The following is a 22,574-nucleotide window of genomic DNA, read 5'->3' as shown; positions in this document are numbered from 1 at the left end:
CTGTGGGTGCTTAACGCACTTCAAAAATCGCTTCGACTTCCACCGCCGCATTGCCGGGTAGTGTCGCTACCCCAATGGCGGTTCTAGCATGACGCCCCGCATCGCCAAACAGCGCGACAAAAAGCTCGGACGCGCCGTTAATGACCAACGGCACATCATGAAAGCCCGGCGCCACATTGACGAACCCATTCATGCGCACGCATCGCACCACGCGGGAAAAATCACCATCAACGGCATCGCTGAGCGAGGCCAGCAGGTTCAAGGCACACGCCTGGGCCGCCAGCTTACCGGTTTCAAGATCGAACTCAGCCCCCACCTTGCCAGGATAGAGAACACCACCCCCACGCTCACAAATCTGCCCAGCTAAAAACAGCTGGCTACCCAACTGAGACCAGGGCAGAAACATGCCACGCGGCCTTGGAATCGCCGGTAACGTAAGGCCCTGCTCCGCCACCGCTTGTTCAATCGTTTTGCTCATGGTTCGTTGTCCTTATTGTTTAGCTTCATTAAACCAGCTGTTAATAGATTAACGAGGGCAGCCAGGTACTCAGCCACGGTATATAGGTGATGATGATCAGCGCTAACAGCATCAAGCCAATCAGCGGCAAACAGGCCTTGAACACTTCCTGCAGCGACATCTTGGAGATCGACATAGCGACAAACAGGTTCAACCCTACCGGCGGCGTAATCATCCCCACCGAGAAGTTGATCAGCGTGATCACCCCAAAATGCACCGGGTCCACGCCTACCTGGGCCGCAATCGGTTGCAGCAGTGGCGAGAGCACAATGATGGCCGAGGCGCTATCGAGGAAGAAGCCAGCAACGATCATCACGACATTAAACAGCGCCATGACCTGAAACGGATCGTCTGTCCACGACAGCACCTCACCTGCCAGTTGGCTAGGCGTACCGGTAATGGCGAGCAGCCAAGAGAAAGCAGAGGCCCCCGCGGTAATCAGCAGCAGCGTCGCGGAAATCAATCCAGAGCTTCTTAGTGTTCCCACCAGTTCCGTTACGTTAATGGTGCGATAAACCACCATGCCGACAAACAGGCCATATACGCAGGCGACCGCCGCCGATTCGGTCGGGGTAAAGACGCCACTGTAGATGCCCCCCAGCAGAATCACCGGCAGGCCAAGGCCCCAGGCAGCATCTTTAAAGGCTACCAAGATTTGACTCAGCGAGGGGAAAGGGGCGCGCTCATAGCCTTTGATGCTGCTAAAGACGATGCAGTAGGCGATGAGAATCGAGGCAATCACAATGGCAGGCAGCAGGCCCGCTGCAAACAGCCGCCCCACCGAAGTACCGGTCACTGAGCCGTAGATAATCAGCGCAATACTCGGCGGCACGATCGGCCCCAAGGTACCAGCGGTGGCGATCAACCCAATCGCAAAGCGCTTATCGTAGCCAGCAGCGACAAGTGCCGGGAACATGATCGAACCAATCGCCACCACCGTGGCAGGGCTTGAACCGGAAATGGCCCCGAAGAAGAGACATGACAGCACCGTGGCCGCTGCCAAGCCCCCTGGCACCCACCCTACCAGCGCCTTGGCAAGGTTGATCAACCGGTCGGAAAGCCCGCCAATCCGCATCAGCTCCGCCGCCAGGATAAAGAACGGAATCGCCATCAGCGAGAAGTTATTCATGCCGGTAAACATGCGCATCGGCACGATGACCGGATTGGTAGCGCCAAAGAACTCAATGGCAAGAAACACCGCCAATGCCAAAGAAGCAAAGATGGGCAGCCCAAGCAGTAGAACGGCAAAAAAGATCGGTAATAATGCAGTAATCATGGTCGCCCTCCAGGGTTAAATGAGCTTATCCGACTCAGCCACAAGCTCTTCGGAGAGACTCACCGGAGGCTTTTTCCAGACTTCATTGATGACCCATAGATAACGCAGAATCAGCAGCACACCGGAAACGCCAATCGGCAGATAGAACCATGCCATCGGCAGGCGAAGTGCTGCGGTTAACTGCCCGCGATCCAACGTGCTGAAATAGAGAACAAAGCCGTAATAGGTCATAAAGCCAGCGAACACGATACCGATCAGTGCTGCGATCATGTGCAGCCAGCGGTTCACAGCGGGCGAGGCAATGGCATTCAGCACATCCACCGAAATATGCGTGCCATGGCGCACCCCCATACTGGCACCTATAAAACTCATACAGATAATGGAGTAAATAACGACTTCTTCAGCCCAAAATAGCGAACCGCTAAAGCCGTAGCGATACACGACTTGGATGGTGGTGAGGATGGTCGCAATCGACATGAAAACGACCATCGCCACACTTTCCAAGCGATCAAGACATTTGTTGAGCGCTTCGAACATGAGATATCCACACCCTGAAAGGGGTAAGAAGAGAGGAGCCAGGCCTTAGTAGACCCGTTGGATCAATACTCGATACCCACAGCGTCATATACTTTATGCAGCAACTCCGTGGTGACGATATCTTCATACTCTTCGTGCACCGGCATGCTGGCTTCAATAAAGGCGTCGCGCTGCTCTGGGGTGAGCTCATTGATCGCAATTTCGTCTTTGATCTCTTCCATGATGGTCTCTTCGTCCTGCAGCGTTAGCGCACGGGACGTGTCTCGGCCGTTATCGAAGGCTTCCAGCATGACCGCTTGCAGATCTTCCGGCAGCGAGTCCCAGGAGTCCTGGTTCATTACCGCCGCATAGGCGTGGTAAGCGTGATTGGTCAGCGAGAGATAATCCTGCACCTCATGGAAACGCATGGTATAGATGTTGGCCAGTGGGTTTTCCTGCCCCGACACCACGCCTTGCTGCAGGCCGTTGTAAACCTCGGTGAAGGCCATTGCGGTGGCATTAGCGCCCAGGTTTTCATAGGTGGAGATGATGATCGGCGCCTGCATGGTGCGCATGCGGATACTGTCCATATCCTCGGGGGTTTCGATCGGGCGATCATTGTTGGTGATATGGCGGAAACCCGCTCCCCAGAAGTTGACGCCGTACATGTTATGGCCATTCAGGGTATCGAGGATTTCGCGGCCCACTTCACCATCCAGGGTTTCCACCATGGTGTCGTAATCGGCAATCAAGAACGGCAGATCCAAAATCTGCATGCGCGGCTCAAAGTTACCCAGGGTGGCCGTTGGCGGGATACCGATATCGACCAGGCCCATCTGAATCTGCTCAATGATTTCAACGTCGCCACCCACCTGAGCGGCCGGCAGTACGTTAATTTCGATACGACCGTCGGACTTCTCCTCTACTTCCTCTTTAAAGCGCAGCGCCGCCTGGCCGTTCGGCGTTTCTTCAATCAACACGTGGGCGAAGCTGAAGGTATAGTCGGCCGCATGAAGCTGAGCCGCGCTTAGAGAAGCAACAGCAATAGCAGCGGAGAGAGTGGCTTTTGTCAGCGTTAGTTTCATGTCCAGCACCTTATTTAGTTATGGTGAATTACTTTTTAGTTTCCTGTTACTGCAGTTGAGCAAGGTTAAAAGGCCGCTCACGCCATTAAGCGTTCCATCGCATCCCCCAGCGCTTCGCGCGGGGTACTACTCAGCAGCAAGGCAAGTGCAAGCCTTGCCTTGCGTGCACTGATATCGTTGAGCGCGATCACCCCAGCCGAGACCAAATCAGCCAAGCTGCCGCTAAACTCATAACTGGTGTTCACCGGCCCTTGAGCGCAACTACTCACGACCGCTACAAGGACACCTGCGCTAACCAATGCTCGTATTTCGTTCATCCAGCCAGGTGGCACGTGGCCCCGGCCTAAGCCATCGATCACCACCCCCTTCGCGCCACTCTCTAAGCAGGCTTTCAGCAGTGCTGGCGAGGCATCCAGATAGGCGGGCAGTAGATCGACACGCGGCAGCGGAACATCCCAGCCTTCAATGGGGGGCTCAATCGCAGTCCCTGTGTGATAAAGCTTGAGCCGTTGCCCGTCGATATACCCCAGCGCACCAGCGCCGGGGGCGTCAAATCCATGCAACTGGAAACTGCTCACCTTGCGGGCATAGCGCGCAGCAAACAGCGACTCGTTGAACACCACGACACAGCCAAGCTGACTCAGTTGGGGGCTGACCGCCGCCACGATGGCATCGCAGATATTTTTAAAGGCGTCGGTACCTAACTGGTGAGGCGCCCGCTGGGAACCGGTGATCACACACGGTTTATCCGCTGGCAGCGTGAGCGATAAAAAGTAAGCGGTCTCTTCCAAGGTATCGGTACCGTGGGTAATCACCAGACCGTCCACATCGGCTCGCGACAATGCTCTCCGCCCCTGGCAATGGAGTTCAGCAAGATCGGCGAGAGTGACGGCATTACTGGGTTTCTGCAGGATCGACATCACCTCTAATGTGACGTCGACACCCTGCGGCAGCGCTACCTGATCCAGCAGTTGCTCGCCGCTTAACTCCCCTGACTGGCTTCGGCCTGAATCACTGGGCTTGCTGGCAATAGTGCCGCCCGTGGTCAATACCACGATGTGCTTTTTGGTCATTCAGGTTCTCATCTTTTATGCTTTGCGTCACAAACAACAGACATCAGATGTCTGATTTCAGACTAGACTAAAGAACAAACCATTAGCAAGGCAGTCACATAAAACAATGGAAGATAAGAATATGTCTTTTAAATATATGCAATCGGCTGTCTTAAGCCGCTAGGCTTAGGGCATTGATAAAATGCAGGAAACACCGATGAGCCACGCGAGGCCCTCATGAGTTTTAAACGCCAGCCCGAGATTAGCTCGACCCGTACAACCTCTTTTGGAGATTCAATGGATCGCAGTTCAGTTGCGCTGCAACTGCTAGAGCGTATTAAAAGCGCTCTTATACGAGGCGACCTCAAGCCAGGGGATTACCTGCCCTCGGAAACGGAGCTCACTCACACCCTGGGCATTGGTAAATCCAGCGTGCGTGAAGCCATCAAGATGCTGCAAGCAATAGGGATCGTTGAGGTCAAACGGGGTCAAGGCACCATGATCCGCCGCGAACCAGGCACGCCGCTCGTCGACCCGATGGCGTTCGGGATGATCCTGGCGCGAGGCATGACGCGGGATGTACTGGAGTTTCGCCGCATGTTCGAACCGGCTTACACACTTCAAGCAATGAGCGGGGCAACGGCAGAGGATCATCAACGTATTCAGCAGAGTATCGACGCCATGGAAGAAGCCATCCGCGCGGGTGCTCAAACCTCCAAGCACGATATTGCCTTCCATCGCGCCATTCTGCACAGCACCCATAACCCCATGACCATCCGCGTCGGCGAAACCTTACTGCAACTGATCGAAGCCGCACTGGAAACCTCTATGCGCTCACTACCGGAAACCGCCTTGAAGGACCATAAAGCTATCTATGCGGCCTTCAAAGCAGGCGATACCGCCGGTATTCATGCAGCGATAGCCGTTAGCAGTGAAAGCTGGGAAACCAACCTAACTTATGAAAGTGACAGCGAATTAAGTGCAGCCCCACGTTAGGGCTCTTTTTGTAACCAGGCGTCAAAAAAGGTCATAAATGCGCGCGCTTTGGCGGTTATGTGCCGCCCTGGCGGATAGACTGCATAGGCGCCGCCTTCCGGCAGTGTCCACTCTTCAAGCACACGCACTAAACGCCCAGCCGCGATCTCTGGCGCCGCGGTCATATCCGGCAATACGGAGAGACCGCCGCCAGCGACCATCAGTGCGACTAAGCTCACCGTTGAGTTGGCTGCCAACCCTGCGCTCATTTGCACCTCATACCGCTCATCGCGTCGCTGGAAAGTCCAGGTTAACGGCGCTTTTAACGGTGTAAAGGCGATCCACGCATGGTCTTCCAGCGCCTTGGGATGCGAGGGTGTGCCGTGGCGTTTCAGATAATCAGGAGCAGCCACCACATGCTGTTGAAAAGTGCCTATTCGACGGGCGCGTAGCGTGGAGTCTTTTAGCCAGCCTAGACGAAACGCTAAATCGATGCCGTCCTGCACCATATCGCTTACTTGGTCGCCGCTACGTAGTTCTATATGCAGCGCAGGGTGCAAGCGGCTAAACGCCACTACCGCGTCGCTCAACACCCCGGCAGCGTAATCTTCGGGCGCCGTGATACGCAACTCGCCGTGCAGCTGTTGGGTGTCGCTCACAGCACTGGCAAGCGCCCCCTGTAGATCTATTAACAGCGGGTGGCACTGATGGTAGAGCGCCTCTCCGGCCTGAGTGAGCTGAACCCGCCGCGTGGTGCGGAGGAACAGCGTGACACCCAGGCGCGTTTCCAGCTGCCGAATTTGCAGGCTGACACGGGTTTTCGTGCAGCCTAGCCGCTCCGCTGCTTTGGTAAAGCTGCCGGCTTCCACCAGAGCGACAAAGATCGGTAAACCGTTTAAATCGAACTCGTTGGCGGTGGTCATTCATCGCCCTACTGTTATGAAATCGATAACAGTAAATTACGTTAATCGCTATTTTTCAAATCAATAAAGCGTCCGACAATGCAGCGACAACCTACTTAAGGAGAACTGTTATGAAGATTGCACTGATTGGCGCTAGCGGATTCATTGGATCTGCCCTATTAACCGAAGCGCTCTCCCGCGGCCATCACGTGACGGCGTTAGTGACTCGGCCTGAACGGGTAGCGCCACAGGAGAATCTCACTACCGTTAAAAGTGATGTGTTAAATACCGAGGCACTTGCAGAGCAGCTACGCGGTGCCGAGGCCGTTATCAGCGCCTTTAGCGGCCATGCCCAAGAGGATGTTTACGGCTATTACCTCAAAGGCTTTCACTCGATTTTGTCAGCCACTCAACAAGCTTCCGTGCCTAGGCTACTGATAGTGGGTGGCGCGGCGACGCTCGAGGTAGCGCCGGGTAAGCTTTTGTTAGATGCACCGGGGTTTCCAGCAGAGTACCGGGCCACGGCGGAAGGGGCGAAAACGGCTCTTGAAACGCTGCGCGGGCAAACGGCGCAAGCGTGGACGTTTCTCTCTCCCGCCGCCGAGATTTTCCCCGGCGAGCGCACGGGTAGTTTCCGGCTTGGCGGCGATACGCTACTCACCGATAGCGAAGGCAACAGCCGTATTTCCGTGCAGGATTACGCCATCGCCATGATTGATGAGCTGGAAAACCCACATAACACCAACCAACGTTTCTGCGTCGCGTACTGATCAAGTCGCTATTTAAGTCGTTATGCCCCTCACTGGAGATAGGTGAGGGGTTGCCTCTTTCTTCTATTCCCCCCCTTTTCCCGTTACCCTCATCTATTTACTCTTTCACCTTTTTGCTGAACTTATCGTTCATCGCCGTAAAACCATCAGTCATATTTAACAATGTTAATTAATCCAATCTCACTTGACCACACATTACTTAACAACTGTGTATTAAAAAATTACTTATAAGACATTTCTTACATAAGTATAGCGAATTTCTTACAAATGCTGTCAGCAATATCCTACATACGCAGTCGCCTATACCTTCAACAATCAGGTAAACACAAATAAAGAAATACTAAAAAACTTGCACACTTGTGACAGCTAATGAACTTATTAGGTTCAGAACCCATTACGCAGACATGCACGCACTAGACTCGCATTAACTGACCCAATTACTGCAAGGAAAACATCATGAAAGCCAACACCGAGCTCGTTAAGATAGGCAATCATTGCGTGCATGTAGAAATCTATCAACAGCCACAAAATACTGAAAGTATTATTATGGTCAACGGCGCGCTAGCTACTACCGCCTCTTTTACCAACTGTGTCAAATACTTGAGTGATGGATTAAACGTTATCCTGTTTGACTTGCCTTTTGCTGGCCAGTCAAAACTACATAACCCTGTGGGTGGCATTATTACCAAGGAGGATGAAGTCAATATCCTCCTAGCTCTGATTGAACGTTACCAACCAACGTCGTTACTTTCCGTTTCTTGGGGAGGCTATGCCGCTATGATGGCATTGGCGCAATCCCCCACCTCCATTAAAAGAGCGGTGCTAGCCTCATTTTCAACTCAGCTTAACGACGGCATGCTGCGCTATATCAATGGTGCTCGCCATTATATTAAAATTGGCGATGTTAAAACCGCGGCTAATCTGCTTAATGAAGAAGTGGGAAAATACTTACCCCGCTTACTAAAATATATTAATTACCGGCATCTCTCACGGTTAGATGATCAAGAGCTTCAACAGGTCTGCTTTCATATCGAACAAATACTCTCCATGAACGACACCGACTATGAACAGCTCCTGGGTAATATTGAGATACCGACGCTGTTCGTGAATGGCAAACTGGATGAGTACACAACGCCGGAAGACATTCTGATTGCCGACGACTATATGCCGAAATGCGAGTTCGAAGTCGTGCCCAACGCAGGGCATTTTCTTGATCTCGAGCATGCTGATGCACGCAAACGAATGGAGAAAATTCTGCGCGGTTTTTTGATTCCTAACGAGTTTGAAAGTCAGGTTGCCTAACCACTTTCGTTACCCTATTACATGGCCTCACTAAGCAAGAGTGTGGTCATGTAATCTTTAGCACCATCACGCTAAAAAATCATTACCGCTCAAAAGCTAATGATAATTCATTACCACTCACCCCTCACGAAACGCCTCCACCACCCGCTCAGCCAATACCTCGCTGGCATCACCACTGCCTGCACGCTTCACCAGCGCTACTTGATAATCCCCTAGCGGTGGCAGTGACTCGTTGTGGAGACGCTTGAGCGGTGGCCGAATCAAGCTTTTTGGAAAAGCCGTCACGGCCAGATCGGCCAGCATAGCCGCTTCCTGCCCGGCACAGTGGTCGCAGGAGTATGCGATTCGGTAATTAACCCCGGCATGATCAAGGGCGTTAAGCGCGATCCTACGCCACGCGCACCCCTGTTGGGCCAAGGTCACTGGCAGTGGCGTTCGTTGTACGGCAACACCATCCTCACGGCCCGCCCACACTAACGGTTCGCTATGAACAATGTCGCCGCGCGGCGCCTGACCAGGCTCTACGCTCATCACCAGCGCAAGATCGAGCTCTCCATCATCCAACTGGGCGAGCAAATCCTTGCTGCGTCCCACCACAACATCGACCTGCACCGCCGGGTGCGAGCGGGCAAACTGAGCCAACACAGTGGGCAGGATACGCCCTACCACGTCGTCGGTTATCCCCAGCCCCACGCGCCCTTCTATGGTGGGGGCTAAAAACTGGGTGACGGCTTCGGCATTGAGCTTAAGCAGCCGCCGTCCGTAGCCCAGGAGTACTTCACCTTCGGCAGTAAGCCGCACATAGCGCGCCTCGCGCACAAACAGCGTTTGCCCGAGCGTTTCTTCCAGGCGTTTGATCTGCATGCTTAGCGCGGAAGGGGTACGAAACAGCTGCTGGGCGGCGCGGGTGAAGCTGCCACTTTCGGCAATGGTCACAAAGGTGCGCAGCACCTCGCTATCCAGTAGCGGTAAGACAGCCCGGCTGGGAGCCATAGTCGATAGTTGATTCATCACGCCCACCTTTCAGAAAATCTTAACACTCAGTGTAGATCTTTTCGTTTGATTGATCCAAGGCAAAGCGCCAAGCTGATAACCAGAGGTCGCGACCCTCCCACTTATTAATCACTGATCACAGCTGCCCAGTTAGCGCCCTGGCGCCATTGACTGTACAGCCGTTGTGAATAAAAGGAGGTGCGCGATGAAGTGTGAATGCCCAGCCCAACATGCCCATAACGCCTGGGAAAAAGCTCGCCAACTGGCGCCGCCGCCCAAGCCACCAGCACTGCATTTTTACATGCCTGCCATGCCGTCGATGAGGTTAATTCGTACGCTCGATATGGGCTGGTGGCGTTACCGGCGGCGTTGGCTTTTCCGCCGCCATATACTGCCGCTACTAGCCTACGATGACCACGTACTGTTGGATATTGGCCATTGTCGAGAAGATATTCTCTGGGCCAACCAGCTCCCATTGAAGGTCGATGCCATTCACGCGCTAGAAGCCCGGCAGAAAAAGCGGCAAGTTCAGCAGGCCTAGAATCAAAAAAGCTTCGAACCTCTCCCAGGTTCGAAGCTTTTAATGAAGCCCTTAATAGCGTTTTAAGCATCTCATATAGTTACTAAGCTTTTTGCTCAACGCCTGCTTTTAAACTCCTATCGGCCCGCCATCGCGTTTCTGAATAACAACGGTTGACGCCCGAGGACGTACTTGGCCGCTGGCAGCAACGGTGGCATCTTGCACTAGCTCGCTACCATCCGCGGGCCAGTTACCGGGGTGCTGAATGTTAATAAACAGCGCGGTTTTATCCGGCGTGGCAAAAATACCCGTCACTTCGCAGCCGTTCGGCCCTACCGCAAAGCGCTTAAGCTGTTGCTGGTTGCTGCTGTTAATCACCGGGCCAGTGCCTTGAATATCGTCGAGCCCGTTAGGTACCACGGCAAGCAGTTGGTCGTTGGTGTACTCGGTTACTCCATCATAACCGTTATCGGTTTGGATCCAGAGGATACCCTGACCGTTCTCTCGCTCGTCGAACCAGAGCCCATCGGGGCTGGCGAACTGATTCATTTCTGTCAGGCCCGAGTGATTATCGGCATCGTCAGCGGCCGCGCCAAACACAAACACCTCCCAAGTAAAGGCGTTGGGCAACCGGCTTTCGCGCCAGCGAATAATATGCCCTGCTTCGTTATTGGCGCGAGGGTTGGCGGCATTGGTGGGCGCTAAATCGTAACCAACACCTACTTGTTCCAGATGCTCACCGTCATTAGTGTAAGTTGGGGTTGTCTCTTCAGCGGTGCGCTGGGAGTTATTGGTCAGGGTGAGATACACCTCGCCGGAGGCAGGATCGACGGAAGCCCACTCAGGGCGGTCCATTGGCGTGGCACCCAACAAATCCGCTGCATCGCAGGTGTTGATGATGATACCTGCCGCATCGTCGTCGGCTAGCCCCAACGCCGCCGCCAGCGTGCGACCATCGCGCGTTTGAGCACTAGGCGTTAGCGGTAGCCACTCACCGCTGCCATCGGCATGGAAACGAGCCACATAGAGGGTGCCGTTATCCAAATATTTGTTGCCAATGGCAAGACGATCGTACTCTTCACCTGGGCGGTTGGCATCGGCGGGATCCCAGGCAGCATCAGAAACATATTTATATACGTACTCGTTGCGGGAATCGTGCCCCGAGTAGTAAACCACTGGCTGACCGGCTTCCAGCTTGCCTAACCAACACCCTTCATGGCGGAAACGGCCAAGTGCCGTACGCTTAACCGCCAATGCATCACTATAGGGGTCGACCTCCACCTGGTAGCCGAACGTGCGTGCTTCGTTGCGATAATCATCTTCAGCACGCTCGCCGCGCGGGGTAATGTCGAAGCGAGCAAATTCGTCATTCTGTTCAGAGGCGTCTCCCGCCGAAGTATCCCAACCATAGCGGCTTTTAGCGGTGGGAATACCAATCCGCGCGTCGTCCTGGAAGCGTTCGCCATGATTAACGAACACATTGGGCCAGTTCTCTTCACAGGCAATATAGGTGCCCCAGGGCGTTACCCCGTTACCACAGTTATTGTTGGTACCACGGGTTTGGGTACCCTCAGGCGAAAAGCGCGTTTTGACGTAGTCACTGCCCGCCACTGGCCCGGAAAGTTCCATCACCGTCGCACTGGTGAGGCGACGGTTATAACGCGAACCCGGCACATGCGCCCATTGGCCACTGGCGTTCTTTTCGACCTCAACAAGGGTGACACCGTGAGCGTTGATCTCAGTGCGCGACTCAGCTGCTGGCCGCTGGCCCTCATCCGCATTAGTGGGGCCTCCTTGGGGCGCCCATAGCGCTGCTTGGTCGATATACTCATTGTTGAGCGCCAGCACAAAACGGCGCGAGGCGTTGTCGGTATCCAGGGCAAAACCGGCCATGCCGTCATGGTGCATGCCCACACTCTCCGCCTGACGCTCAGCGGTCATCGGCTGCTCGGGCTGCCAGGTAACATTTTGGTTCAGCGGCGTGCCCCACGGCACCAAGACTTGGGCCACATAACCTTCCGGCACCACCACGGCATCGGTGCGTGATCCTTGAACCGCCTCAAACGCCAGTGTCAGGGGTGTTTTTTGGCTGCTGCTTGAGGCAAGCGCTTGAGCAGCGCCACCAAAACTAAGCATCGAGGCAGCCGCCATGCTCAAACCACCGCGCATCACATCACGCCGGGATACATGGCGCGCCAATACTTCCGCGAAAGGTTGGTTGCCGCTGTGGTTAAACAGGCGATGATCTTCGATCTCTTTACTCATTTTGGTCTCCCCCTGATCGTTTGTAGGTCAACGATTGAACGTTAGGAGACACTAAAGAAGCTTAATGACAGCACGATGACGGAGCGCCTGCATTTAGATGAAGAAAGGTCGAATGCTAGCCACTTTTCCTCCCCAAACCCTATTGAGGGATGTCTGCAACTCTGCTAAATTAACGCTAATAGTTATCATTAACACAGGAGTTACTCTCTCATGCAGTTACCCGCTAAGGGCACTGGCCAGGGAGATACGTCGGCCTCGACGACCCGCGAGGTGGCCCACGAGGTGAATAGCAGAGAATTACTTGGCAACTCAGATCAATTGGTTATTCACCATGAACAGCGCCGCTATGTGTTGCGCCGTACTAAAAGCGGCAAGTTAATTCTTAACGCCTAAAGCTCTTAATATTTCAGCCCCTAATTAATTTAAAGATTTATACAGCAAAGCCAGCCAGGTAGCCCATCGCACCCAGCCAGCGACCTCTTCCACTTATCCCTGTTGGAAATCTCTGGCTTATGAACCACACACGCGCTTTTGGTGGCCTCTTTTTAATGCTGCTTCCACTGTTAACCGCCCAAGCAGACGACGCCGAGCTTAACCCAGTGACGGTCACCGGCACCCGGGCGCCTACGGACCTTTCACGGGCACCGCTGATTATCGATATTATTGATCGTGATGATGCTGTGCTGGCCACCGCCAGCCGGGTTGAAGACGTGCTTAGCCGCCAACCCGGCCTGCATGTGGCTGGCCAAGGGCGCCGAAATGGCCAAACCTTAAGTATGCGCGGTTTTGGCAGCAAAGGTGTGCTGGTACGTTTGGATGGCGTTCGTCAGGATATCTCCACCGGCCACATCGGTAACTTCTTTCTCGACCCTGGCTTGATTCAAGAAGTACAGATAGCACGCGGTGCGCTCTCCAGCTTGTACGGCAGCAATGCCATGGGCGGTGTCGTCAGCTTCACCAGTGTGAATGCCAACGACCTGCTTGCCCCCGGCGAAAATAGCGGCGTACGCCTTTCCGTAGGCGGTGCGACGGCCAGCGACGAAATGCGGGGGAGCCTGACTGGCTTCGGCCGCCGCAATACCGCCAACGGCCAGGTGGATGGCCTGTTTTCAATCGGCCGCAGTGAATCCGGCGATATTCGCCGCGCGGGGGGCGATGAAGCCGAAGAGGATGCCTCCCTCAATAGCCTGCTGCTAAAAGGCGGTTGGGAGCCAAGCGACGACCAGCGGCTATTTATCAGCTGGCAGCACTACGACGAACGCGCCACCCAGCCCGCCAACCCACAGCAGCTTTCAACCGATGCCAGCAATCCGCTGCGCGATCGCGATGTGGAAAGCAACAACGTCCAGTTGGGCCACCGCTGGCAGCCCAGCGCTGCCACCGAAGTCACCTCGCAGCTTACCTTTAGCCAGCAGGATATCGACGAGCCCCAGGCCAACCGTACCCTAGAGCGGGCCGGTCTTCAGAGCGACGGCTTCCACACCATGGATCACGGCTGGCTTTCGCAAACGCTGGTGTTCGGCGCCGAATTGGAGCAGGCCCGCCAACGGCCAGATGGCGAAGCGAATGGCTTTCCTAAAGCCGATATCGATACCCAGTCAGCCTATCTCGACACTACTCTTACCGCTGGGCGCTATTTAGCCGATGGCGGCGCCGGGCAGTTTGATATTGGCCTGGGAGCCCGCTACGACCGTTACGACGCCAGCGGCCAAAATGAATCCGATAGCGTCCACGACCAAGTGTCACCGCGCTTTCGTCTTGCCTGGCGGCCCGATGACGCCTTGATGCTGTTTTCGGGCTACGCTGAGGCCTTCCGCGCTCCTAGCCTATCCGAGCTTTACGCCAACGAGCGTCACTTTGCCGGTTTCTGCGCCGGGCCAGCCTTCTGCACACCGGACAATTACTGGATTCCCAACCCTAGTCTCTCGCCTGAATCTAGCCACACCTGGGAAAGCGGCGTGGTCTGGCATCAGGGCGACTGGCAGGTTCGTGCCAGCTACTTCGATACTCGCGCCGACGATTTTATCGACACCCACGTCGACATCATGGCGGGCACCACCCAGGCAGTGAACGTTCAGCGCGCCCAGCTATGGGGCTATGACGCCCGGGTGACCTGGCAGCCCAGCGCCTTCCCGCTTCTTACAAGCTTTGTGGGTCTTTCGGAAGTCTCCGGTAAAGACCGCGATTCTGGCGAGCCCCTAGGCAGTCAAACACCGTTGGAAGCCACCCTGGGAAGCGAGGTGGTTCTGTATAACAGCGATATCCGCCTGGGCTGGCAAGCGCGTTTTGCCCAATCTTTCGATAAGCAGGGCGATGACGAGCGCCTGCCCGGCTATGGGTTGCACGATGTGCATCTCGCTTGGCAAATCACCCCGGCCGTGGATACCTCGCTGCGCCTTGCCAATATTGGCGACAAGGTGTGGTACCGCCCCGACGGCAGCCTGGGCGATGGGCGCAGCCTGTTCGCCACCCTCAACTGGCAGTGGTAAATCCACGCAGTCAACCCGATAGAGGTGCGTCATGATTACATCCCAACAGATCGCGATTATCGAAGCCTTTGACGCGGCGCGCGCCGCGCAGCCGCGGCTACCTGCGATTGAGATTGCCGAACGCTTATCGATCAGTGAAGGCGAGCTGCAGGCCGCTCGTTTAGGGCGCGACGTATGGACGCTGCCGCTCTCGCCCAGCGATATCGCCGCCTACCTGCCCCAACTGGGGCGGGTTAAAGCGTTGACCCGTTCCCGGCTGGCCGTGCTAGAGCAAACCGGCGACTACCCTGAACTTAGCGGCGGGCCACAAACAGGCCTGTTACTCGACCCAGGTGGCCTGGATCTACGCTTGCTCTATACGAGCTGGCACTGGGCCTGCCTGATTCGTGATTCTATGCCTGCCACCAGTACTCAAGAGGCGCAGTGGCGCTGGAGCCTGCAGATATTCAATCAACATGGCTGCGCCGTTCACAAATGCTTTGCCCTGGAGAACCCACTGCCGCGTCCCTGGGGTGCCTTAGCGGCCTTGGGCACTCGGGATACGCCAGCGTTTACCCAGAGCATGCCTCGCTTGAAGCGGCCGCTGCCTGAAGCGCCGACCCTGGCCAGCGAGTGGGGCGCGATGCGCGACGTGCACCAGTTCTTTGCCCTCCTCCAGCGCCATCATCTGGAGCGTATTGAGGCCAACCAGTTGATGGAAGGCCGCTATACCCGCTCGCTGCCCGTGCAGGCGCTGGAAACAGCGCTCCAGAACGCCAGCCAGCGTGAGCTGCCGTTGATGCTATTTGTCGCTAGCCCCGGCTGCGTTCAGATCCGCACCGGCACATTGCCCGCCCCTCAACGCGCCCGCAGCTGGCTGAATCTATTTGGCGAGCAGTTCACCCTGCACCTTGATGACACTGCGATTGACCAAGTATGGCAAGTCAGCAAGCCCAACCGAGACGGCGGCGTGACCAGCATTGAAGCCTTCGATGCCGAAGGCTCGCTAGTGCTGCAACTTTACGCGGAACGCCAGGAAGGCCGCGTTGAGCGTCGCGAGTGGCGACAATTGCTGGATGAACTCGGCAGCCAAGAGGCGGTGGCATGAACGCAAAACGCCTGATGCGCCGCTCACTGGCAGTACTGCTGATGGGGTGGCTAACCACCGGGGCCGCATTGGCCAGCGAACGCTGGGTGGTGCTTGGTGGCGATATCGCGGAAACCCTGGCCGCGTTAGATGCCGATATCAACGTTATCGCTCGGGATGACACTGTAGTGCATCCACCCGCCATGGCGGAGCTGCCCTCGGTGGGTTACCTGCGCCAGCTCTCCGCTGAAAGCGTCCTATCGGTTAAACCTGACCAGGTGTTAGCCGCCGGGCACGCAGGCCCCAAGGAAGTGCTGGAGCAGCTAGCGGCTGTCGGTGTCAGCGTAGAGATTATCAACGCCCCACCCTCCCTCAATGCCATTGCCGATAAAGTCCGCGCCGTCGGCCAATTAACTGACCGTCGCGACGCGGCAGGAACCTTGGCAGACACCTTGAACGAGAAACTTGACCGGCTAGCCAACCTGCCCGCCCTGCCGACGACCCGCGCTATGTTTATCATGCTGCATAGCGGCTTAACACCCCGTGCGGCTGGCAGCGACACGGCAGCGCATAGCGCGCTCGAAGCGGTGGGCCTGGCAAATGCCTTCGCCGAGATGCAGGGCTACCACAGCGTGGGTGCCGAAGCCCTGGCCCGGCAAGCGCCAGAGGTTGTGATTGTCTCCGAACGGGGCCTGGCGGCAATGGGTGGCGAAGCCGCGCTATGGCAGTTACCCGGTATGGCGTTAACCCCCGCAGGCCGAGAGCAGCAGTTGATTGTCATTGATGACCAAGCGCTGCTTGGCTTTGGCCCGCGCACGCCCGATCAGCTACTCACCCTGCGCCAGGACGTTGAAGCGCTATTGGGCGCACCGACTAGCGCCCAGGCTAATTCTGTCCAAAACAGTTCCGTTCAAAACAGTACCGCTCAAAACAGCACTGCCCAGCTCAGCCCATGATAGCCATTCTTAACACTTACCGTTTCCGGGTGCGGCTGCCGGTTAGCCGCACTACCCGCGTTCTCGTCGGATTAACCGCTGCGTTGCTACTGGCTTTAGGCTGGGCGGCCTCCTCTGGCGCACTGGGCATCTCCCCTTGGGGAGTACTCCGCGGCCAAGCCGATCCACTCAGCGTGCAGGTGTGGTGGCAGCTGCGCCTGCCGCGCTTACTGCTGGGCGTGGCCGTGGGAGCGATGCTTGCCGGTAGCGGCGCCGCCATGCAGGGGCTGTTTCGTAACCCGCTGGCCGACCCGACCCTGCTCGGCCTTGCCAGTGGTGCTGGGCTTTTCGTAGCAGTGTGGATTGTGCTCTTTCAAGACAGCAGCGCAGGCAGCCTTTACGGTCAGTTTGCGGCAGGCTTTTTAGGCGCCTTATGCGTCTGTTTGATTGTCTTTGGCATCGCCAAGCGTCAAGGCGGCGGCAGTGCCGCTGTGATGACCCTGTTGCTGGCTGGTTTGGCCATCAATACTCTCGCCGGGGCTAGCGGTGGGGTTTTAGCCTTTATCGCCAGCGATGAGCAGCTTCGCCAGCTTAGTTTATGGGGCATGGGCACGCTGACTAACGCCCTGTGGCGCACCACGGCGCTCGCCCTGGTACTCATTGCCGTTGCCCTGTGGCTGTTAATGCGTAGCGCTCGTGAACTTGACCTGCTCCAGCTAGGCGAAGCGACCGCCCATGCGGCGGGGCTGGATGCAAGCCGCTTAAAACGCCGGGTGGTGGTCGCGACCTCGCTGGGCGTAGGTTTGTGTGTAGCGCTCACCGGAGTAATTGGCTTTTTGGGCCTGCTGGTACCCCACTGCCTACGGCTTTGGTTAGGGCCTGGCCATCGGCTGCTGCTGCCCGCCTCAATGCTCGGCGGCGCGCTGCTTCTGGTCGTTGCTGATACGCTAGCCCGCACCGTCGCTGCCCCGGCGGAAATCCCCGTTGGGCTGCTAACCAGTCTGCTTGGCGGCCCCTACTTCCTGTACCTACTGATGCGCAGGAACCGAGCATGCTAACTCTCCATCAGGCTGGTTTAACCACCACCCCCGCTATCGCCCCACTAGATGGCACGATTCGACCCGGCGAGCTGCTAGCCATTGTCGGCCCCAACGGCGCGGGCAAGAGCACTCTGCTCAGCATGCTGTCGGGGTTTCGCCCTGCCGAGCAGGGCGAACTACACCTGGATGGCAAACCCTTGCGCGAATGGCCCATCGCCGAACTTGCCAACCGGCGTGCGCTGGTCGCCCAGCAGGAGCTCCCCGGCTTTGACTGGCAAACTGACGAACTGTTGAGTCTAGGCAGTAATCCGGCCAAATCACTGGTCGCAGCGCTACTGGACGACCTGGATCTAACCCACCTCGCCAAGCGCAGCGTGCTCTCGCTTTCCGGTGGCGAACGCCAGCGGGTGATGATCGCACGAGGCGCCTGCCAACTACTCTCAAGGGGCTCTCCCACCGCCAAGGATGGTGGTATTTTATTGCTGGATGAGCCGACCAGTGCCTTGGATATCGGCCAGCAGCAGCGCTTGATGCGGCAACTACGCGGCTGGGCCGCACAGCACCGCATGGCCATTGTTTGCGTGCTCCACGACCTTAATCTCGCCAGCACCTACGCTGACCGGGTATGGTTGCTGCATCAAGGGCAGCGTATTGACCACGGACTACCCAGCCAGGTGCTTAACCCCGCGACCATTGCGAGGATTTACGCAGCCGAACTTCAGCACATTGAGGGCGGCCCCCATGGCAAGCCTCTGCTCGCCCTGGCGCCTTAAGACAGCTTTCAGCAGCCAACGAGTCGAGTGGCAAAGCCCTCATATAAGTCCATACTTATCCATACGTAATGGGCAATATATGCATCACCGTGTGCCAATTGGGGAGCAAGAATGAGACTGATCAGCCTCATGTGGGTCGTGTTGGCAGGGATGAGTTTTAGCATCGGTGTGTTAGGCATTTTCCTGCCCCTGCTGCCGACCACCGTGTTTATGCTAATGGCTGTTTACTGTGCCTCCAAAGGCTCACCGCGCTTTGAGGCCTGGATCCGCTCCCGCCACTATGTCGGGCCACTGCTGGTTACCTGGGAGCAAGAGCGCGCCATCCCCCGGCGCGCTAAGTTGGCGGCTGTTAGCATAATAGCGTTGAGCGCACTGATCACTGCTTGGTCACTCGGCCCCGGCTGGACACGCTGGGGGGTGATCGCTCTACTGATGCTGATTGCCGTTTGGCTGGCTACTCGGCCAGAGCCTTCGTCTTCTTCTTAACACACGCCTAAACCAGCACCTTATGGGTAGAGACCACCTGTCGCAGCCCCATAAACGAGCGGATCTGGCGCACGCCGGGCAGGTAGAGCAACTGTTCAGCGTGCAACCTGTTGAAGCTTTGGCTGTCTCGGGTGCGCACCAGCATAAAGTAGTCAAACTCCCCGGTGACTACGTGGCACTCCATACAGCCTGACACCTTCTGGGCCGCCTCTTCAAAAGCGGCGAAGGATTCCGGCGTCGATCGATCCAGCACCACGCCAATCAACACCACCATACCCGCCTGTAGCTGCTCCGGGTCTAAATGCGCCACCACCCGGCTGATCACCCCATCCCGTTTGAGCTTTTCCACCCTGCGTAAGCACGCCGCCGGGCTCAAGTTCACCTGCTCTGCCAACGCCACATTGGAGAGCGTGGCATCTTCCTGAAGCAGTTTAAGGATACGCCGATCTGTTCGGTCTAGTTCAGCCGCCTGATCATCAGGCTCAGGGCGTGAACGGGAGATTTTTGAGCGCACTATTATTTACCTTATTCACCTATAAACACCATTTAAAACCACACAAAATATGTTTTATCAACTTTTATTGCTTTAAATCAGCCAACTTTGCAACACAAAAATCATGACTAACACTTACTATAAATAGCAGAGAGCACGCCAATTGTTCACAACAACCTTAGCCGCCCTATTATCGCACCCAATGTTTTAAAGCTGGAGATTGCTATGAACCTCGAACGCTTCCCACGTTACCCACTCACCTTTGGCCCCTCTCCCATTACGCCGCTCAAGCGGCTAAGCGAACATTTAGGCGGTGAAGTAGAGCTCTACGCCAAGCGCGAAGACTGCAATAGCGGCCTGGCCTTCGGTGGCAACAAGACACGCAAGCTGGAGTACTTGATTCCTGAAGCGCTGGAACAGGGCTGCGACACGCTGGTATCGATTGGCGGCATTCAATCCAACCAGACCCGCCAGGTTGCCGCGGTGGCCGCTCACCTGGGCATGCAGTGCGTGCTGGTGCAGGAGAACTGGGTTAACTACTCCGATGCGGTGTATGACCGCGTGGGCAATATCGAGATGTCACGCATCATGGGCGCCGATGTACGCTTGGATGACGCGGGGTTCGACATCGGCATTCGCCCCAGCTGGGAGCAGGCCATGGAGGATGTGCGCCAGCGGGGCGGCAAACCGTTTCCTATACCCGCGGGTTGCTCTGAACACCCTTACGGCGGCTTGGGCTTCGTGGGCTTTGCTGAAGAGGTGCGGCAGCAGGAGAAAGAGCTAGGCTTCACGTTTGACTATATCGTGGTGTGCTCGGTCACCGGCAGCACCCAGGCAGGCATGGTGGTGGGGTTTGCCGCCGATGGCCGTGCCCAGCGAGTGATTGGCATTGACGCCTCTGCCAAGCCTGAGCAAACCCGTGAACAGATCCTGCGCATTGCGCGCAATACGGCCGAGCTGGTGGAATTGGAAGGCGGTGTTAGCGATGACGATGTTATTTTGGACACCCGCTACGGCGGCCCCGAGTACGGTCTGCCCAACGAAGGCACACTGGAAGCCATTCGCCTATGTGCCCGCCTCGAAGGTGTACTCACCGACCCGGTTTACGAAGGTAAATCCATGCACGGCATGATTGATATGGTGCGCAACGGTGAATTCCCAGCAGGTTCAAAAGTGCTCTACGCCCACTTGGGCGGCGTACCTGCGTTAAATGCCTATAGTTTCCTGTTTAGAAATGGTTAAGGAGTAAAACACCTGCCCCGAACCGTCTGATCCAGCGCCTCAATGAGGCCGATCAGGCGGTTACTGCTGTACAAATAATGCACACCCTTTAGTCTTGGCGTATAAGATGTTCATTCATGAGGATACGCCATGTCTTCAACGCTTCCCGCACACCTCACCCTTGACGAGCTTGTCCACTACCCAGCACCGCTGGATTTCAGCCACGGCACGCTGACCTGGGCCGACGCCGATGATGAGATGATTGGCACCAACGTACCGTCCGTTTCTGCCCAGCAGCGCATGGCCTATGGTGTTCGCGTGGCGTTCAACCACACCTGTCTATAACATTCATAAAGCGAGCCGCCAGGAGTTTGCACTTCTTTAATATTTAGCTTCCAACAAGGACGGACTCTATGCGCGATGATGAAAAGTACACCAATTCCGAAGAGCAGCTACTCCACCTTCAAAACCTTCTAGATGACCCAGACACAACGGCACTAAAAGCGTATTTCTCTGAACTCGATATTTTAGACATCGCGCGAACGCTGGAGTCCTTCCCGGCTAAAACGCGAGATTTCCTTTGGGAGTATGTTCCCGACGACTTTATCGGCGAGGTTCTCGCCGAAGTTGACGAAGACATCCGCGCTGACTACATCGAAGACTTATCGGCCAGCGATGTAGAAGAAATTGTTAAAGGCTTGGATGCTCAAGAAGTTGCTGAAGTTTTAGATGTTGCTGATGAAGCCATAAAAACCAGCGTCTACGCTAGCCTAGAGCAAGAGATCCGCGCTCAGGTTGAGAATCTTCACGCCTATGAAGATGACGTGGTTGGCCGCTATATGGATCCCGAGACGGTCAATGTAAAACAGGGCGTGTCGTTAGAGGCCGTGCAGCGCTATATCCGCATCCACCATCTGCTCGACGATGAGTCGCAACAGATCATGATTACGGATAAAGACAAACGCTTACTCGGCACTTTGACCCTGATTGATTTAATCAAGCAACCACAAGAGGCGGTGGTTGATGATTATATGGATGACTTTTTTACTCTAAATGATCAAATGAAAGTCAGTGATGCGGCGGCGTTACTGCGCTCTAAAGAGCTGCACTTTGTGCCCGTGTGCGATAGCGATGGATTATTGGTAGGCCAGCTAAACGCCGCCGACGTACTTGAAATTACCCAAGACGACGCTGACATGACGTTAAAGCATATGTCTGGCGTCAGTAACGAAGAGGAAGTCTTCACACCCGTTTTACGCAGTGCAAAAAGTCGCGGCATTTGGCTGGGCATTAATCTGTTAACGGCTTTTTTAGCGGCCTTCGTTATCGGTCAATTCGAAGCGGCATTAGATCAAATTGTGGCGCTGGCCATTTTGATGCCGGTGGTGGCAAGCATGGGAGGGATCGCTGGGAGTCAAACCCTTACCGTCGTCATACGCGGTTTGGCGCTGGGCCAGCTTGCGGGTAACAATATAAAATGGCTGTATAACAAAGAGATGTGGGTGGGGATGAGTAACGGCTTGGTTTGGGCATTAGTGGTCGGCTTGATTTCCCATCTCTGGTTTGGCGATGCCATGATCACGCTGGTGATCACCCTGGCCATCTTTATCAATATGAGTCTCGCTAACTTATCCGGCGTACTCATCCCCATGGTGTTGAAAAAGCTGCAGATCGACCCCGCGTTATCCGGTGCGGTTATTTTGACGACCGTTACCGATGTGGTTGGCTTTTTGTCGTTCTTAGGGCTCGCGACGCTGATCATCCTGTGACCTTATCCTTTCAGGCAGGCGCTGGCATGGATGGCGGATCGCCAGACGTTTGGCAGCTTTTCCTGATATAGCTGTTCGTTATCGCCCTAAACAAAAGATCGCCACCGCTATTACAGCGGCGATCTTCCA

At 55.8% G+C, this 22,574-nt stretch carries 22 protein-coding genes and 1 pseudogene; 14 read left to right on the top strand and 9 right to left on the bottom strand.

The genetic code is table 11. The features are described from left to right. Window positions 1-10 precede the first annotated feature (10 nt). From HALA3H3_RS11055 to HALA3H3_RS11035, 5 genes are all read right to left on the bottom strand, one after another. Entirely contained in the window at window positions 11-478 is a 468-nt protein-coding gene (locus tag HALA3H3_RS11055) for a RidA family protein (protein ID WP_022521624.1), read from the bottom strand. Window positions 479-518: 40 nt separating this feature from the next. Further along, window positions 519-1,793, bottom strand: coding sequence for a TRAP transporter large permease (locus HALA3H3_RS11050; protein ID WP_022521623.1), 1,275 nt, complete (start codon window positions 1,791-1,793; stop codon window positions 519-521). Between the two features lie 15 nt (window positions 1,794-1,808). After that, window positions 1,809-2,330: a TRAP transporter small permease gene (locus tag HALA3H3_RS11045; protein ID WP_022521622.1), complete on the bottom strand. Its 522-nt coding sequence runs from the start codon at window positions 2,328-2,330 to the stop codon at window positions 1,809-1,811. A gap of 62 nt (window positions 2,331-2,392) precedes the next feature. Further along, window positions 2,393-3,394, bottom strand: a complete 1,002-nt coding sequence (locus HALA3H3_RS11040) for a TRAP transporter substrate-binding protein (protein ID WP_022521621.1) — start codon at window positions 3,392-3,394, stop codon at window positions 2,393-2,395. Window positions 3,395-3,471: 77 nt separating this feature from the next. Beyond that, a complete protein-coding gene (locus HALA3H3_RS11035; RefSeq protein WP_022521620.1) occupies window positions 3,472-4,467 on the bottom strand; it encodes an asparaginase in 996 nt (331 codons plus the stop codon). A 276-nt stretch (window positions 4,468-4,743) separates the two neighbouring features. On the opposite strand from HALA3H3_RS11035, the gene HALA3H3_RS11030 reads away from it, so the two are divergent. Then, a complete protein-coding gene (locus HALA3H3_RS11030) occupies window positions 4,744-5,442 on the top strand; it encodes a FadR/GntR family transcriptional regulator (protein ID WP_238326082.1) in 699 nt (232 codons plus the stop codon). Here HALA3H3_RS11030 and HALA3H3_RS11025 read toward each other — a convergent pair. Further along, on the bottom strand, window positions 5,439-6,344 hold the full coding sequence (locus HALA3H3_RS11025; RefSeq protein WP_022521618.1) for a LysR family transcriptional regulator: 906 nt from the start codon (window positions 6,342-6,344) through the stop codon (window positions 5,439-5,441). The genes HALA3H3_RS11030 and HALA3H3_RS11025 overlap by 4 nt on opposite strands. A gap of 110 nt (window positions 6,345-6,454) precedes the next feature. Between HALA3H3_RS11025 and HALA3H3_RS11020 the strand changes: the two genes are divergently transcribed. Both HALA3H3_RS11020 and HALA3H3_RS11015 read left to right on the top strand, forming a co-directional pair. Then, on the top strand, window positions 6,455-7,093 hold the full coding sequence (locus HALA3H3_RS11020; protein WP_022521617.1) for an NAD(P)-dependent oxidoreductase: 639 nt from the start codon (window positions 6,455-6,457) through the stop codon (window positions 7,091-7,093). A 456-nt stretch (window positions 7,094-7,549) separates the two neighbouring features. Continuing rightward, entirely contained in the window at window positions 7,550-8,395 is an 846-nt protein-coding gene (locus HALA3H3_RS11015) for an alpha/beta fold hydrolase (protein ID WP_022521616.1), read from the top strand. 117 nt (window positions 8,396-8,512) lie between these two features. Here HALA3H3_RS11015 and HALA3H3_RS11010 read toward each other — a convergent pair whose 3' ends face one another. Beyond that, window positions 8,513-9,406 carry a LysR substrate-binding domain-containing protein gene (locus tag HALA3H3_RS11010; protein ID WP_022521615.1) on the bottom strand — a complete coding sequence of 298 codons (894 nt, stop codon included), beginning with the start codon at window positions 9,404-9,406 and terminating at the stop codon, window positions 8,513-8,515. Between the two features lie 187 nt (window positions 9,407-9,593). Here HALA3H3_RS11010 and HALA3H3_RS11005 point away from each other — a divergent pair, with 187 nt between their 5' ends. Then, window positions 9,594-9,929 carry a hypothetical protein gene (locus tag HALA3H3_RS11005; protein WP_053856958.1) on the top strand — a complete coding sequence of 112 codons (336 nt, stop codon included), beginning with the start codon at window positions 9,594-9,596 and terminating at the stop codon, window positions 9,927-9,929. A gap of 108 nt (window positions 9,930-10,037) precedes the next feature. Here HALA3H3_RS11005 and HALA3H3_RS11000 read toward each other — a convergent pair whose 3' ends face one another. Next, a complete protein-coding gene (locus HALA3H3_RS11000; protein ID WP_022521614.1) occupies window positions 10,038-12,173 on the bottom strand; it encodes a PhoX family protein in 2,136 nt (711 codons plus the stop codon). A gap of 210 nt (window positions 12,174-12,383) precedes the next feature. Here HALA3H3_RS11000 and hemP point away from each other — a divergent pair, with 210 nt between their 5' ends. The 7 genes and pseudogenes from hemP (at window position 12,384) to HALA3H3_RS10965 (ending at window position 18,962) form a co-directional block, all read left to right on the top strand. Then, window positions 12,384-12,566, top strand: a complete 183-nt coding sequence (gene hemP / locus HALA3H3_RS10995; protein WP_022521613.1) for a hemin uptake protein HemP — start codon at window positions 12,384-12,386, stop codon at window positions 12,564-12,566. A gap of 119 nt (window positions 12,567-12,685) precedes the next feature. Continuing rightward, on the top strand, window positions 12,686-14,662 hold the full coding sequence (locus HALA3H3_RS10990) for a TonB-dependent receptor domain-containing protein (RefSeq protein ID WP_022521612.1): 1,977 nt from the start codon (window positions 12,686-12,688) through the stop codon (window positions 14,660-14,662). Between the two features lie 31 nt (window positions 14,663-14,693). Beyond that, window positions 14,694-15,749, top strand: a complete 1,056-nt coding sequence (locus HALA3H3_RS10985) for a ChuX/HutX family heme-like substrate-binding protein (RefSeq protein ID WP_022521611.1) — start codon at window positions 14,694-14,696, stop codon at window positions 15,747-15,749. After that, window positions 15,746-16,684 (top strand): heme/hemin ABC transporter substrate-binding protein, encoded by a 939-nt coding sequence (locus HALA3H3_RS10980; protein WP_022521610.1) that lies wholly within the window; start codon window positions 15,746-15,748, stop codon window positions 16,682-16,684. Before HALA3H3_RS10985 ends, HALA3H3_RS10980 begins: the two co-directional genes overlap by 4 nt. Then, entirely contained in the window at window positions 16,681-17,721 is a 1,041-nt protein-coding gene (locus HALA3H3_RS10975) for a FecCD family ABC transporter permease (protein ID WP_022521609.1), read from the top strand. Before HALA3H3_RS10980 ends, HALA3H3_RS10975 begins: the two co-directional genes overlap by 4 nt. 53 nt (window positions 17,722-17,774) lie before the next feature. Next, window positions 17,775-18,476, top strand: a pseudogene (locus HALA3H3_RS10970) (ATP-binding cassette domain-containing protein); the annotation flags it as partial. A 111-nt stretch (window positions 18,477-18,587) separates the two neighbouring features. Then, on the top strand, window positions 18,588-18,962 hold the full coding sequence (locus HALA3H3_RS10965) for a YbaN family protein (protein ID WP_022521607.1): 375 nt from the start codon (window positions 18,588-18,590) through the stop codon (window positions 18,960-18,962). A gap of 7 nt (window positions 18,963-18,969) precedes the next feature. Here the strand turns inward: HALA3H3_RS10965 and HALA3H3_RS10960 are convergent, their stop codons facing one another. Further along, the gene (locus tag HALA3H3_RS10960) at window positions 18,970-19,476 is read right to left on the bottom strand and encodes an Lrp/AsnC family transcriptional regulator (protein WP_022521606.1); all 507 of its coding nucleotides are present in this window, start codon (window positions 19,474-19,476) and stop codon (window positions 18,970-18,972) included. A gap of 204 nt (window positions 19,477-19,680) precedes the next feature. Between HALA3H3_RS10960 and HALA3H3_RS10955 the strand changes: the two genes are divergently transcribed. The 3 genes from HALA3H3_RS10955 to mgtE all read left to right on the top strand — a co-directional run bounded on the left by HALA3H3_RS10955 (window position 19,681) and on the right by mgtE (window position 22,445). After that, window positions 19,681-20,697 (top strand): 1-aminocyclopropane-1-carboxylate deaminase, encoded by a 1,017-nt coding sequence (locus HALA3H3_RS10955; protein ID WP_022521605.1) that lies wholly within the window; start codon window positions 19,681-19,683, stop codon window positions 20,695-20,697. A 129-nt stretch (window positions 20,698-20,826) separates the two neighbouring features. Then, window positions 20,827-21,021: a hypothetical protein gene (locus HALA3H3_RS10950; RefSeq protein WP_022521604.1), complete on the top strand. Its 195-nt coding sequence runs from the start codon at window positions 20,827-20,829 to the stop codon at window positions 21,019-21,021. A gap of 68 nt (window positions 21,022-21,089) precedes the next feature. Continuing rightward, window positions 21,090-22,445 carry a magnesium transporter gene (gene mgtE, locus HALA3H3_RS10945; protein WP_009285988.1) on the top strand — a complete coding sequence of 452 codons (1,356 nt, stop codon included), beginning with the start codon at window positions 21,090-21,092 and terminating at the stop codon, window positions 22,443-22,445. Window positions 22,446-22,574 lie beyond the last annotated feature (129 nt).

This window comes from Halomonas sp. A3H3, from assembly GCF_000982975.1.
Classification (GTDB): Bacteria; Pseudomonadota; Gammaproteobacteria; order Pseudomonadales; family Halomonadaceae; genus Vreelandella; species Vreelandella titanicae.
The sequence above is the reverse complement of the archived record's forward strand: the minus strand, read 5'-3'. Positions and strand labels throughout refer to the sequence as shown.